The following is a 13,011-nucleotide window of genomic DNA, read 5'->3' on the forward strand; positions in this document are numbered from 1 at the left end:
GTCGTGGCGCTTCGCCCACACCCGACGAAAGGGAAACAACAGCATTTCCCTTTTCGATATCCCTTGCCGCCCCAAGCAAGTTATTCTTTCAAAGCGAATAAGCCTCATACTCCAATAAAAATACCTAACGCCTCAGACGGGACATCCATGTCCCCCTGAGCCTTAGCCATCATCCATGATGGCTATACGGCATTTTTATCTGCGTATTTCAGCAACTTGGAATGGGGAATTAACTGTAGGCTGCAGCGAAGTTTGGACGTTCAGTATTAATAGTTACTTATTTCTATATGCTGCCATATAGCATTGCAAAGCTCACTTAATTCTTCAGTCAAATACCACTCCTCAGTTTTCATTAGCTCAACTGCTTTAAGGCAAAATTTAACTTTATCTTTAATCGTTCCACTTTTATCTTTAAAAAATTTTCGTTCAGGGTTTACGGCTTCTCCAATGACAAAGTTTTCTAGAAAGGTGCCTATACCAATATCTGATTTTTGATAATCACTTGAATTAATGGCGTCGATGATAAGCTTTGAGTCACCTCGTTCCTTGAAAGTATCCCAACGCTCTAAAGCTGTAGTTTCAAGAATCTTAGATGGTAAATAGTTTTCAATTTCTTTGAATTCTAGTAGGTAAAAGTTATCGCCTAGCTGGTCTGTAAGCTCTTTAACACGATCACCTTTATTTGCAATATCATTGTCGGCAATAAGAAGGATTTTAGAAGAAAATGCTGTGGCTGCAGTTTGAAGTTCACCTTTTATTATTTCCCTACCAAAGTTCCAATGAGTAATGTTACTTCCCTGGTACTCAGTAAATACAAAATGTAAATCCTCTTGGAAGCTTCTTAGCTTTTTTGATCGTGCAATATCATCAACTTCACTTGACTCAAGTTCTAACAGGTACTTTTCCATATATGCTTTTAGATATAACTTATCGGTAACACCTTCAACCCATATGGAACAATTAGCAAGAAGCACTGAAGATGCTCTGACGCCTAAATCTTCGAGCAACTGCACATTAGGTAAAATACTTTGAAAACGAGTTTTGTCTTCACCAGCCTGCCAAACTCGCTGAAGCCCAATCTCTTTCTTCTCGCGAGCGATATCAATGAAATGGTTTGAGTGTGTCGTCATGAAATACATATGTTGCTTATGTGAACTCATTAACTCTACCAAAGCACGCTGCATACCAGCATGAAGATGTTGCTCAGGCTCTTCAATACAAAACATCGTTGGCTTATCAGCCATAAAAATAGCGAAAGTGATAATAATTAATGCCTGTAGTCCATCTCCCAAATCATAAATAGGTCTCTCGTCTCTATCGCCTATTTTAAAATGCACAACATCATCATTGAATCTGGGGACAAGGGATAAATCAGTACCTTGAAAAAAACTGGTTGAAAGGTAATTTTCAAACCCCCTTACTTTCTCTCTTTCCGAGTAGCTACCTAACAACGCATTTTTTAAATCTTCATACAAAGAATGTCCAGTAAAAATTAACCCACCTTGCTCTTTCCCATCAAAGTAATCTTTCATCGTTCTAGCTTTATAGTGATCTTCATTTTCACTAAAATTTCTCAACCCTCGTAACATAGGAATATAGTACTTTTCGAAACTTCTATTTTCGAGAGCTACTAGTTTTGATAATGTTTCATTAGTAACCAGCTGATTCGAAATATACTCAATTGGAGCATCGACCATAACATTTCTATACCCGCCTTTTTTGGAAAATAGAGCCTCGAGCTCTCGCTTTAACTCTTCAATTAAAGCGGAATATTTAAACTCTCGACCTTCAGCTATCAATTTATCCAATATAGGTAAGACATGAGCATATTCTGTTGACTTAAAGTTCTTTCTCATTGATAAAATTAAGTCGCCGAAGCCATCAACGTCAGAATCAGCCTCTTGAAAATGATTCGAAAATATCTCTCTTAATAGCCTGCTTTTTCCTGAGTTATTAGACCCGATAAAAAAGTTAAGCGGTTTTAGATTATAAATGCACCACTGACTAGTATCTTCATCTACAACTTCAAAAGTTTCCGCCAAAGGTGTTCTGAACCTAAGTTTATTGATAATTTGAGCGTACTCGATATTTTTATTCGAAGAAGACATCCAATGGTCACTTATTAATACATGATTTTTAAATAAGTTAACCATAGAATTGTTGTACGTAAAGCAATATCAACAAGTTAAATAAATGGAGTCAAAACAAACTTATCCAAATTCCAAAAAATTGAAGCCAGACGCTGGATAACTCCCCGTTGGAAGTTGCTGAAGTGTATGCAGATAAATAGCGTAAACCTGACATAGATGTCAGGTTAGCTTTCGCGGGGCATGGATGCCCCATCGGAAGCGTTAGCTATTTTCAAAATACATAGAGGATAACTAGTACATCAGGGCAATGCGGGGGTGTTAAGGGGATTCGCACTATTTCCCTTAAACCCAGAGTGATTGAAGTATCACGGCTTTCTATAACAAGAAGCATCACGGCTTCTATTACAACAAGTGCGTGTCAGACAAGAAATGAGTGAAAATAATTCCTCATAGCACTCGCAAATGTCGTTTGAAATGAAATAGCCTTACTGGCTTTGCTCTATAGCTAAGCGACGCTGAAAGCTTGGCTTTGACTCTACTCTTTTTTGATGTGCTAAAAGCGCAGGAAAATCATCCAAAGAAAAACCGCCTCTTAACGCTCTTGTGTAGCACCAATGTAGATATACATCAACAATTGACCATTGTTCTCCGTACCACCAATTTGACGCTTTCAACCTTTTTTCAGCCTTCTCAAAATGACTGGTTAACATGTTACGACCACTGGCTACGACATCACAGACATCTTTACTAACGGTGTAATATGCGGGCATACAGACATGACGCACAGATGGGTGAACGGTACTGGAAAACCACATTAAATCTGAAGCATATACACACTTTTGATATTCATCTTCAGTTTCTGGCAGTAATTTAGAGCCTGGAACCAAACTATTTAAATACAGTAAAATAGCTGGGTTTTCAGTTAATAACTTACCTTCGATTACAAGCGCAGGCACCTTGCCGAAAGGGTTAATTTGTAAATACTCTGGCGACTTTTGTTCGCCAGAAGCAAGATTAATTCGCTTAAAATCACACTCTAGCCCCAATTCTTGGATCGCATTAATTGTGACACCAGAGCAAGCTCCTGGAGCATAAAATAACGTTAAAGCCATTGATATTACCTTTAATAAAATAAGCCGCGATGCTAATGGTTTAGATAAAGAACAACTGAATTAACCTAAGACACGGTTTTCAGTACATACATTACACAATTGATAAAATAAAACTAAATGGCAAAACCCATGCTTGTTAGCACCTAGGCATGGCCTTTCGCGATTGATAATCACATAAACAAAAAGGGTTAAAGCAATTGGCTTTAACCCTTCCCTGTATTCATTGCTTTATTAACTTTTAGCCATTCCAAAGGTGTCACCTAAGGACTTATCAAAGTGACTAATATCGACTTTGTTACCTTTTATACGTTCAACTACAAGGTAGTTTACTGGCACTAATATCAAGGTGATAAAGGTGGCGAATATAATCCCGAAACCTAATGAAATAGCCATTGGGATTAAGAACTGAGCCTGAGTCGATTTCTCTAGTAGCAAAGGCATTAACCCAATAAACGTGGTTAAACTGGTCAACATAACCGGTCTGAAACGTTTAGCTCCAGCGGTTAATACCGCCTCTGCGATTTCCATCCCTTGGGCACGTTTCTTATTAATAAAGTCCACCAGTACCAATGAGTCATTCACCACGACCCCAACCAGCGCCAACATACCTAATATACTGAAAATCGTCAGTGGTGAGCCCATAAACCAATGGCCTAACACTGCGCCAATCAAGCCAAATGGAATGACGCTCATAACAATTAGCGGCTGAATATATGACTTAAACGGTATCGCAAGTAAGCTATAAATCATAAACAACACAAATACTAAGCCCCATTGGAGCGAGCCAAAGCTGTCACGCTGCTCACGCGCTTCGCCTTCAAGTGAATGCCTTACGCCAGGGTACTGCTGCACTAAACCATCAAGAAACACTTTTAGGTCGGCTTGTAGTACGGTCATGTTGGTATTGTCTTTATCAACATCAGCAGTCACATTGAGCACGCGATAGCGATCGATACGTCTTATGCTAGAAGGACTTTTACCTGATGTCATTTTAGCCACGTGGCCAAGAGGAACCTGCGTACCTTGGCTTGTTGTAATCAATACTTTTTTCAAATCGTCTAGTGATTGGCGTTCATTTAATGGTAAACGTAGCATCACCCGAACATCATCACGACCACGCTGGATGCGTTGCACTTCAGAGCCAAAATAGAAACTTCTCACTTGGCTTGACACTTCTTGGCGAGTCAATCCGAGTGCTTTACCTTGCTCTGTTAGCTCAATTAACAGCTCTTCTTTACCGTTAGATAAACTATCTGCGATATCAAATACTGTTGGGTAGGTTTTGAGATGTTCTTTAACCTGATCTGCAATTTCGCTTAACGTCTCTAATGAGTTTGCACTGAGCTGTACATCAATTGGATCTGAACTACGGCCAATTTCAGCACGATAGGTCATCGACTCTGCCCCAGGGATTTCACCCACACTCTTTCGCCACTCGGTTAACAATTCTCGAGATGTGATATCAGACTCACGCTTTTCAGCAGGGGTCATTTCAAAACGAACACTACCCGCATTTGAAGCACCACCTCGGCCACCTGTTGTGGCTAAAATATTAATAATGACGCTTTCGCCGGTGTCTTCATCACGATACTTTTCCTGCAATGCCTCAGCTTTGGCGGCAATGCCAATAATATGCGCATTGGTCACTTCAAATGGCGTGCCTGCAGGCATCGTCAGACTCAATCGCACAGTTTCACTTGGAATACGTGGAAAGAAAGTAAACTTAGTCCAGCCCGTTGCTAACAAAGCAGCTATGACTAACAACACACTTAAAAACAAGCTCAAAGTTGCTGTCTTATGTTTTAGAGCAACACGCAAGAAGGGTTGATAAAATTGAATAATCGCACGCTCAAACCCATCGGCAAACTTCTGCTGAAAAATCTCAAATCGATTGTATTTTTCTTTCTCACTTCGCAACTTAATGTGTTTTAAATGAGCTGGTAATACAAACTTAGACTCAATTAATGAGAACATTAATACGGGGATCACCACGATGGCAATCTGCCCAAATATCGCCCCACGTGTGCCCTCAATAAACAACATAGGTAAAAAGGCGGTGACAGTGGTTAAAATCCCGAAGGTAACAGGCGCTGCAACTTCTTGAGTACCTAAAATAGCGGCCTGCTCGCCACTTGGTGCTGTCTTTAAGTGGGTATATATATTTTCACCAGTCACAATGGCGTCATCCACCACAATCCCCAGCACTAAAATAAACCCAAACAAGCTCATGACATTTAGAGATACACCAAAAAATGGCATAAAAATGAAGGCCCCCATAAATGACACTGGGATACCAATAAACACCCAAATGGCAATTGATGGACGTAAGAACAAGGTCAGTAATAACAGCACCAATATACCGCCTTGCAACGCACTGCCAGTTAAGGTTGCAATACGGTTTTTAACGATTTCAGAATCATCATCCCAGTAACTTAAGCCATAGCCTTCTGGCAATGTCGCTTGTCGTGAGTCAATGTACCCTTTGACTTTATCAGCCACATCAATAGCGCTTTGCTGGCCAATACGGTAAACATCAATAAATGCTGCTTGCTGGCCATTAAATCTTGTTCTTACTGGGGTTTCTTCAAAGCCATCATCCACATCAGCGACATCGCCTAAGCGGATAATCGTGCCATCGGCAGCTGATTTAATCGCAATATTGGCAAACTCATCTTTATAATAAGCTTGGCCTTTTGAGCGAAGTAAAATGTCACCGCCTTGGGTTTTTAGGTTACCAGCAGAGATATCGGTACTGGAGGCATTAATGGCTTTTGATACTTCGCTCAACGTTAGGTTGTATTGGCGTAACTTGTTTTGCGATAAGGCTAATGACACTTCATAGTTACGTACTCCGCTTAAATCTAGTTGGGTAACACCTTCAAGACGTAATAACTCATCACGCACGACTTCGGCAAATTCAAGGGTTTCTTTTTCACTGTATTTACCCGTTACCGTTACAGCAATCACTTCACGCTTACGTTGGGCCAACGCAATAACCGGCTTTTCTGCATCGGCAGGAAAAGTATTAATCGCATCGACTCGGCTTTTAATATCTGCCAACATCTCACGAGGATCATAACCACTTTCCACTTCGATGGTCACTTGCGAAGATGATTCTGATGAGCTTGAAGTAATTTTCTCGATACCTTCAAGATCTTGTACAGCTTCTTCAACTCGAATAGTAACGCCTTTCTCGACATCTTCAGGCGTTGCACCACGCAGCGAGATGCTGACCGAAACGCGTTCAGATTCAACCGTTGGAAATACTTCAAGAGGAATGCGAGTCGATAGTGAACCTAACCCCAATACCAGCAGCATCAGCATTAATAGGTTGGCTGCGACATGATTTTTAGCAAACCAAGCAATCATGGTTGTGCCCCCTCTTTCGCTGCTGGTTTGTTGTGTTTGCCGTCAGGTTTAGGGCGGCGCTTTCCATCAAGGTTAGCTTTAGGTCCACCTTGAGGGCGGCTTGTTGTTGGCTCAGACCCCATTATCGTAACAGGAGTACCAGAGCTGACTTGACCAAGTGAGGTAGTGACTAGTTCGTCGCCATTATTAAGCCCCGCTCTCACAACTGAGTCTTGACTATTTTGCCATCTGATTGAGACGTCTTTACGTAATAACACGCCATCATTGACGACATAAACATAAGAGCCCTGATAAATCGATTTCGTAGGAATAACTAATACCTGACTTAGCTTTTTACCCGCAATGTTTGCTGTTAGGTATTGGCCAATTTTCAATGGCATTTTTTGATTACTTTGATAATCGAATGGGTCATCGATTTGCGCTACAACATAAAGCTGCTGTGAGTTACTATCAATCGCACCTTCAGTGCGGATCAGCTGTCCTTCCCATTTTTGTAGTCCAATTAAATCAGACTCAAAAGAAACTTTAGCCACCGCAGACTTACCTTGCTCAGGCAATTCGACTAAGGCCAAATCGCTGTTATTGATCGGTAGGCGAATTTCTACATAATCGGTTGCATAAATTGTCGCAAGTTGGGCGTTGGTTGATACAACACGGCCGACATCGACATGCTTTTCTAAAATACGGCCAGAAAACGGTGCGACAACTTGGGTACGCTCAAGCGCAAGGTTGGCTTTTTCAAGTGATGCTTGGTTTGACAACATTGCGGCTCTTGCTGCGGCAAGTTGTGGCTCGCGCAACACCAATGCAGTTGGCTCACGGCCATTACTGAGACGTTGCCAATCGACTAAAGCTTGATTGGTTCGGGCTTGCTCTTCCAGCAATTACTGCCTTGCAAGTAGTAACCCTGCTTCGGCTATTTTCACTTCTGCTTGGTAATCTCGATCATCAAGTTGCACCAGCACTTCATCTTTTTCAAAAAAACCACCCTCACGGAAATTAGGGCTAATGGTCAGGATTTGCCCTGATGCTTGAGTAACCAAAGAGCTTTGAGTTCTAGGTTTAACCACACCAAAACTGCTCACCTGAATTTGATAATCTTGTGGTGTTAACGTTAATGTTTCAACCGACATCGGTGCTATTGCCATAGGCTTGCCACGTTTGGTTGAAGGCGGGTTAAATGTAATCGTCGCAATAGCAATCACAGCTACAGCAATTATGCCAACAGGGATAAGGTATTTCTTGTTCATCATATTATTCTTCTTCTGTAACACTCGCATCCAGATCGCCACCTAAAGCAAGGTGCAATCCAATACGGTTGGCAATGATTTGATTTTTTAAACTTATGACTGAGCTTTGCGCGACAAAAGCACGGTTCTGAGCGTCTAACACAGTCGTGTAGCTCACAAGTCCGCTTTGATATTGCTCAAAAGACAAAGTTTCAGCTTGTAGCGCATTCTCCTGAGCCTTTAACGTTGAGCGATATTGTTGCTGTAAACTTGCATCTAAATCTAAGTTATTTTCAACCACTTCGAAGGCGTTAAATAAGGTACTTAGATACTGCTGCTCTTGTTGCTTCAATTTCAGTTTTTGTTGTTCAGTTTGCGACGCTAATCGGCCCGCATTAAATATCGGCGCGGTAATGCCACCAAAGACTGACCACGAGCTGTAATCACCGCTCAGTAAGTTAGCAATGTCGCTGCTAGACGTGCCAATATCAGCACCTAAGCGAAGGGCTGGGTAACGTTGTTTTTGGGTATATGCCACTAAGGCGTCTTGAGATAACAGCTGATACCACGCAGCTTGTAATTCTGGCTTGCGTTTAACTAACTCACTTGGCACACCAATCTTGATCCCTTGAGGCAGTAATGGCAGCTTTTCATCAATGAGTAATTTACCCGCAGGATATCCGCCCAGTAACCTTTCTAGGGTTCGGATATCTTGGTTATGCTGGCTTCGTTGGGATAACAGATTGGATTTTTCACTGTGATATTCATTTTGCGTCAGGTAGACATCAAGAGATTCGTTCAATCCCTGTAAATATCCTGACTCAATAATCTCAAAGTTTAACTTGGCATTTTCAGTTCGGCGTTCAAATAACTTCACTAACTCAGCTGAGGTTACCACCTTGTAGTATGCAATAGCGACGTCAGCTACCAAGGCATCTCTTGCTTGTTGGTAATTGGCTTCCGCTGTAAGTAAATTGAGTTTAGAGGCTCTAGCATTGTCAGATAATTTGCCCCAAATATCCAACTCATAACTTAGGTCTAAGCTCAGGTTATTGAAACTGGTTGAGTCATCACTGTCACCACTACGACCACTATTAGCGGACAAATCAAGTTCTGGCCAAAAGCTGGAGTCACTGACATTGAGTTGCTGCTTTTTGACCTCAACTTCAAGTGCTAACTGCATCAATTCTTGGTTGGTATTTAGGCCAATACTGATAAATTCGAGTAATTGATCTGTTGCAATCGGCGTCACCCAGCTTTGATTATCTTTTAACGATTCAGCATCAGTGTGCCAAGACGCTGGAAGTTGCGGTGTCACCAAAGGTTCGTCCAGATATGAGGAAGAGCTGCAAGCAGATAAAATGACTATCGAAGTTGCCACAGCGACCTTGGTAAAACGTCTTTTCATTAATGGGAAGTCCATTTTCATTTATTATTTTGTCGAATTGTTACGTAATTGATTTTAAATAGTTCACTATTTAATTCAAATAGCCACGGGGCAACTTTGCACAGTTTTACACTAGAGTTGTGATGTCTCTCGGTTAAAGCATCATCCTTATGCATCCATTGGCGATATTTGTATCATTTTATGTATTTTTAGCTTTTATTTTAATTCTGTGAACTATGCACCTACTTTCAGCGAACACTTGTACCCATAATAAGCCAACAGCAATTTTGACTATTGGAGTTAGTGATGCAAGACGTAACCTGCCCTCAATGCAGTAACAATATTGACCTGAACATTATCACTTGTCCACATTGCCAAGCTGCTCAAGGATTAGATGCGCTTAGTGGAGTAGACCCAGATATTCGTATTAAAAATCAAAAACTCGCAATACTCTTTGGTTTTGTACTAGGTGGATTTGGCCTGCATAAGTTTTACTTAGGGCAGCACATAAAAGGAAGTGTATACCTTTTATTCTGTTGGACATTGGTGCCAATGGTCGTTGGTTGGGTGGATGCTATACGTACCTTAAAAATGAGCCCGTTTAATTTCCAGCAACGATACAGTCGTAAACCAAATCACAGCTATATTTAACATCTAAGTCATTACACGACTGTCGGCGCTGACTTAAATCACTCTAATAAACGTGGCTGCTCTGCCACGTTTATCTATTTTTCATAAAGACTAAGCCTATTCAATATTATCGAGTAAACGACTCAACCTGTTTATATTTGATCTCTCTTTTCGGCTAAGTTTAGCAAACCTATTGTTAACTTTTTATTTCAACAGACTAGACATCACCTGGTAACTCCCATAACCTAAGTGTGATATAGATCACATTTATATAAATGATATCAGTCATGATAATGAAAAGGAGATGTCTATGAATAAGTTACCTTTAAAGGCACTTGCCACAGTGATGTGTGTGTTCAGTGGAAGCGTATTAGCTGAAAGTAGCGTTATTGAATGTAATGACTGCACTGCTATGCAAAAAGTTAATGCTGTAGCAGGCTACGAAAATGGTGTGGTATTCGTCGCAGACTTTGTGAACTATAAACTGAATAAGTTTGTCATATCTGACGACAAGAAAATCAAACAGGCTCAGCTTACTGCCAGCGAAGTTCAACAAGTAAATCAGCAGTTTGATTACCGTAAAACCACACTTATTGCAGCAAAATAAAAAGCCGCAAACAAATAGAAGCAAAGTGGTTAATATTTCAGTCGTTAGCAAGCGACAAACGACTTAATAACAAAGTCACTTTTGTTGTTTTATAAAAAGCAGCCTGACTACAGTTTGGCTGCTTTTGGTTTAAATGAAGGCATGTTTACTTATTAAGGTGCTTGACTATGGTGTCTTGTGCTTGTTGCTGAGTCGCGACTTTTGCAGTGGTTTCAATTTTAGCTGTCGCCTTATGGCCTGTCATATCTTCAGCAATATGCAACCAATCAGGATGCCAATAAAAAGAATTACCCGAAACCGTATTCCAGTTATGTACGCCTGCTTTCTCACCTTGGTAGATGAGATCGCTCATTGAGTATTTCATCACGTCTCCTTATCAAACGAATAAAGCCATATATTCACTTGTTAATTGTTCATATCTACAAGCAGAAAAGTTGCTTATATTACGTTCAATTAAAGCATTAGAAGTGATACTTCACCAATAAATTAGTCACGCTTTGATCGGTATTAAATCCTGAACTGCTTTTAATGCCGTATTTATTCTTCCAATAGTCATACTCAATACCCACGAATAACGCGCTATCTCGCATGCCGACTTGTTTACCTAAATCATATTTAAGCTGCGGGTTAAAATGGATGTTTTTTTCGTAACTGCCATCAGAATCAACCACCCAATCAATAAAGCCATCAAACACAATCGTCGACTCGCCAACTGGCCAACTCATCTTCCAAACTGGGGTAATTTGCCAAGTGTCACCATCGCGCCCATCGGGCAAACGTTTGTACATATTGAGTTGGAAAAAATCGAACCCTGGAATGGCTAAATCTATCCCCGCACCAATTAAAAATGACTCAACATCACCTTCACCAAACTCTATAGTTGTTGCCAGTAAGACATCTTTAATCATGCCAGCTTCTACGGGTTTATCTAGCATTTTACTGAAGCTAAAACGCGGACTAAACTCGCCGTAATAGGTGTTTTTACCGTTTAGGAAATCTTCTTCACCGTTATATTTAGTGAAGTCGACAAACATAAATAAGTCACCAACATTCCAACCACTTGCGTGCTCATAAGTAATAGTTTGCTGAATTTGTGGGTTAACTTTAAAGTTATCGCCATAAAGGTAAGACAGGCTATTATCTTGCCAATGCACTATATCATTTGAAGTCATATCATTTGCTGCAACAACAGGAGCCTGACAAAGCAGTATCAGGGCAAGCAAGCGTTTCATATTCAGTCCTTGTAGGTATCATTGTTATTAATTATCAACGTAGCTGTTTCTTCAGAAGATAAAAAACGATGTAGATATTATTATCCCCATAACAAAACAGTGGTAACTATTATGACAGTTTGTTTACAGATAATTAAGGAATAGATAACGCCTAGGGCACGTTTTATTGTTTTATTGAAGCAATTATCTCAATGAGTACCCCTAGCCCATGAACAATTCCTTCCCTTCTGGCTCGTTTAGTTCTAAATAAGACAGCTTTCAACTATATACAAATCCTTGATTCTGTTTCATTGCTGATGATATTTATCTCAAAAACCAACTGTACTAGATTTGGACTCATGAAAGATTCACCCAAGGAATGAATATTATGCGACCTAATCAATTACAGCGCGCTCGCGCCACAAGCCTACCTTCTCGAGAAGACATGCTTCAACGTTCGCCTTCTGTACAGCAGTTTTGGGATGACAATACCGAATTGTTCAGTGAGGCTTGGCATGAATGGGAAGCGAGCGAACAGACTAATCTGTTACCGCTCAATGATGCTTTGCTCGATAGCAAACTGCGCGAGGCTGTTACTCAAGCATGGCAAGATCCCAACAAAGAAAAAGCCGTTCGTGAACTCCTGTATGAAGTAGCGCCAGGTGTGTTTAGCTTCCAGCTGTTTGCGCCTGAAAAACTTGCCATATTGCGCGACTTTTTAACTAAAGCGGCCGATGCTGAGATCCCATTACGACCTCCATATGGCATAGTGCTCAACCGCGGAGGAGCAATGTTAGATCCTCGCTCTGAAGGTTATCTCGCAGCGCCAGAATTTCAGCACTTTTATCGCAGTCTGTTAGATAACTACATGCGCCCTATTGCACGCTTGTTATTTCCAGAAGTCACTGGCTACGACACGCAAACATTTGGGTTTTCAATTCAGTATCAGCCCAATAAAGATACCTCGTTGCGTATGCATTCGGATGCATCTTCCGTCACACTGAATATCAACCTCAACTTGCCTGAGGAACATTTTACTGGATCTGGCGTGAATTTTTACGATGCCAATACTGGTAAAATGGTTGAACAAGTATTCGAGCCTGGCATAGCGTTGATCCATCGAGGTCATGTACCTCATGCAGCGCAGCCTATCATCAGTGGTGAACGTACTAATATGGTATTGTGGTTATACGGTGACAATGGCCAAATTCCCATGCAAGGTATCAATAATACCCAACACGATGCAAAACAGCGTTGGACTACGCCAACAACAAACTTTGATCGTTATGCGCCCTTTTAATCACAGTAAGCAGATGCTTAGGTGATCCCCCAAGCTCATGAATATTAAAAGCGCTAGAAGTTCTGGCTACTAGCGC

Annotated in this window: 11 protein-coding genes; 3 read left to right on the forward strand and 8 right to left on the reverse strand. The window is 40.9% G+C overall.

The window, feature by feature from the left end; all coding sequences use genetic code 11:
• Positions 1-266 precede the first annotated feature (266 nt).
• The 6 genes from SJ2017_RS16555 to SJ2017_RS16575 form a co-directional block, all read right to left on the reverse strand.
• Positions 267-2,108 (reverse strand): AAA family ATPase, encoded by a 1,842-nt coding sequence (locus SJ2017_RS16555; RefSeq protein ID WP_167692936.1) that lies wholly within the window; start codon positions 2,106-2,108, stop codon positions 267-269.
• 467 nt (positions 2,109-2,575) lie between these two features.
• Positions 2,576-3,202 carry a glutathione S-transferase family protein gene (locus SJ2017_RS16560; RefSeq protein WP_080916474.1) on the reverse strand — a complete coding sequence of 209 codons (627 nt, stop codon included), beginning with the start codon at positions 3,200-3,202 and terminating at the stop codon, positions 2,576-2,578.
• Positions 3,203-3,433: 231 nt separating this feature from the next.
• Positions 3,434-6,571 (reverse strand): efflux RND transporter permease subunit, encoded by a 3,138-nt coding sequence (locus tag SJ2017_RS16565; RefSeq protein WP_080916475.1) that lies wholly within the window; start codon positions 6,569-6,571, stop codon positions 3,434-3,436.
• Positions 6,568-7,455 (reverse strand): efflux RND transporter periplasmic adaptor subunit, encoded by an 888-nt coding sequence (locus tag SJ2017_RS16570; RefSeq protein WP_244899711.1) that lies wholly within the window; start codon positions 7,453-7,455, stop codon positions 6,568-6,570. Before SJ2017_RS16570 ends, SJ2017_RS16565 begins: the two co-directional genes overlap by 4 nt.
• Positions 7,456-7,824: an efflux RND transporter periplasmic adaptor subunit gene (locus tag SJ2017_RS21750; protein ID WP_244899712.1), complete on the reverse strand. Its 369-nt coding sequence runs from the start codon at positions 7,822-7,824 to the stop codon at positions 7,456-7,458.
• 1 nt (position 7,825) lies between these two features.
• On the reverse strand, positions 7,826-9,208 hold the full coding sequence (locus tag SJ2017_RS16575) for a TolC family protein (protein WP_167692937.1): 1,383 nt from the start codon (positions 9,206-9,208) through the stop codon (positions 7,826-7,828).
• A gap of 285 nt (positions 9,209-9,493) precedes the next feature.
• On the opposite strand from SJ2017_RS16575, the gene SJ2017_RS16580 reads away from it, so the two are divergent.
• Together SJ2017_RS16580 and SJ2017_RS16585 are read left to right on the forward strand one after the other, a co-directional pair.
• Complete coding sequence (locus tag SJ2017_RS16580; protein ID WP_080916478.1) at positions 9,494-9,838, forward strand: TM2 domain-containing protein; 345 nt, start codon at positions 9,494-9,496, stop codon at positions 9,836-9,838.
• Between the two features lie 289 nt (positions 9,839-10,127).
• Entirely contained in the window at positions 10,128-10,424 is a 297-nt protein-coding gene (locus SJ2017_RS16585; RefSeq protein ID WP_080916480.1) for a hypothetical protein, read from the forward strand.
• Between the two features lie 145 nt (positions 10,425-10,569).
• Here the strand turns inward: SJ2017_RS16585 and SJ2017_RS16590 are convergent, their stop codons facing one another.
• Both SJ2017_RS16590 and SJ2017_RS16595 read right to left on the reverse strand, forming a co-directional pair.
• Complete coding sequence (locus tag SJ2017_RS16590; protein WP_055026409.1) at positions 10,570-10,788, reverse strand: hypothetical protein; 219 nt, start codon at positions 10,786-10,788, stop codon at positions 10,570-10,572.
• A gap of 97 nt (positions 10,789-10,885) precedes the next feature.
• Entirely contained in the window at positions 10,886-11,656 is a 771-nt protein-coding gene (locus tag SJ2017_RS16595) for an outer membrane protein OmpK (protein WP_080916481.1), read from the reverse strand.
• 367 nt (positions 11,657-12,023) lie between these two features.
• Between SJ2017_RS16595 and SJ2017_RS16600 the strand changes: the two genes are divergently transcribed.
• Positions 12,024-12,935: a 2OG-Fe(II) oxygenase family protein gene (locus tag SJ2017_RS16600; RefSeq protein WP_080916483.1), complete on the forward strand. Its 912-nt coding sequence runs from the start codon at positions 12,024-12,026 to the stop codon at positions 12,933-12,935.
• Positions 12,936-13,011: the final 76 nt, after the last annotated feature.

The sequence above is a fragment of the Shewanella japonica genome, from assembly GCF_002075795.1.
Lineage (GTDB): Bacteria > Pseudomonadota > Gammaproteobacteria > Enterobacterales > Shewanellaceae > Shewanella > Shewanella japonica.

Coding starts and splice junctions, on each gene's coding strand:
- SJ2017_RS16555 (WP_167692936.1), bottom strand. CDS start 2,108: ATGTCTTCTTCGAATAAAAATATCGAGTACGCTCAAATTATCAATAAA.
- SJ2017_RS16595 (WP_080916481.1), bottom strand. CDS start 11,656: ATGAAACGCTTGCTTGCCCTGATACTGCTTTGTCAGGCTCCTGTTGTT.
- SJ2017_RS16590 (WP_055026409.1), bottom strand. CDS start 10,788: ATGAAATACTCAATGAGCGATCTCATCTACCAAGGTGAGAAAGCAGGC.
- SJ2017_RS16600 (WP_080916483.1), top strand. CDS start 12,024: ATGCGACCTAATCAATTACAGCGCGCTCGCGCCACAAGCCTACCTTCT.
- SJ2017_RS16560 (WP_080916474.1), bottom strand. CDS start 3,202: ATGGCTTTAACGTTATTTTATGCTCCAGGAGCTTGCTCTGGTGTCACA.
- SJ2017_RS16585 (WP_080916480.1), top strand. CDS start 10,128: ATGAATAAGTTACCTTTAAAGGCACTTGCCACAGTGATGTGTGTGTTC.
- SJ2017_RS16575 (WP_167692937.1), bottom strand. CDS start 9,208: ATGAAAAGACGTTTTACCAAGGTCGCTGTGGCAACTTCGATAGTCATT.
- SJ2017_RS16565 (WP_080916475.1), bottom strand. CDS start 6,571: ATGATTGCTTGGTTTGCTAAAAATCATGTCGCAGCCAACCTATTAATG.
- SJ2017_RS21750 (WP_244899712.1), bottom strand. CDS start 7,824: ATGATGAACAAGAAATACCTTATCCCTGTTGGCATAATTGCTGTAGCT.
- SJ2017_RS16580 (WP_080916478.1), top strand. CDS start 9,494: ATGCAAGACGTAACCTGCCCTCAATGCAGTAACAATATTGACCTGAAC.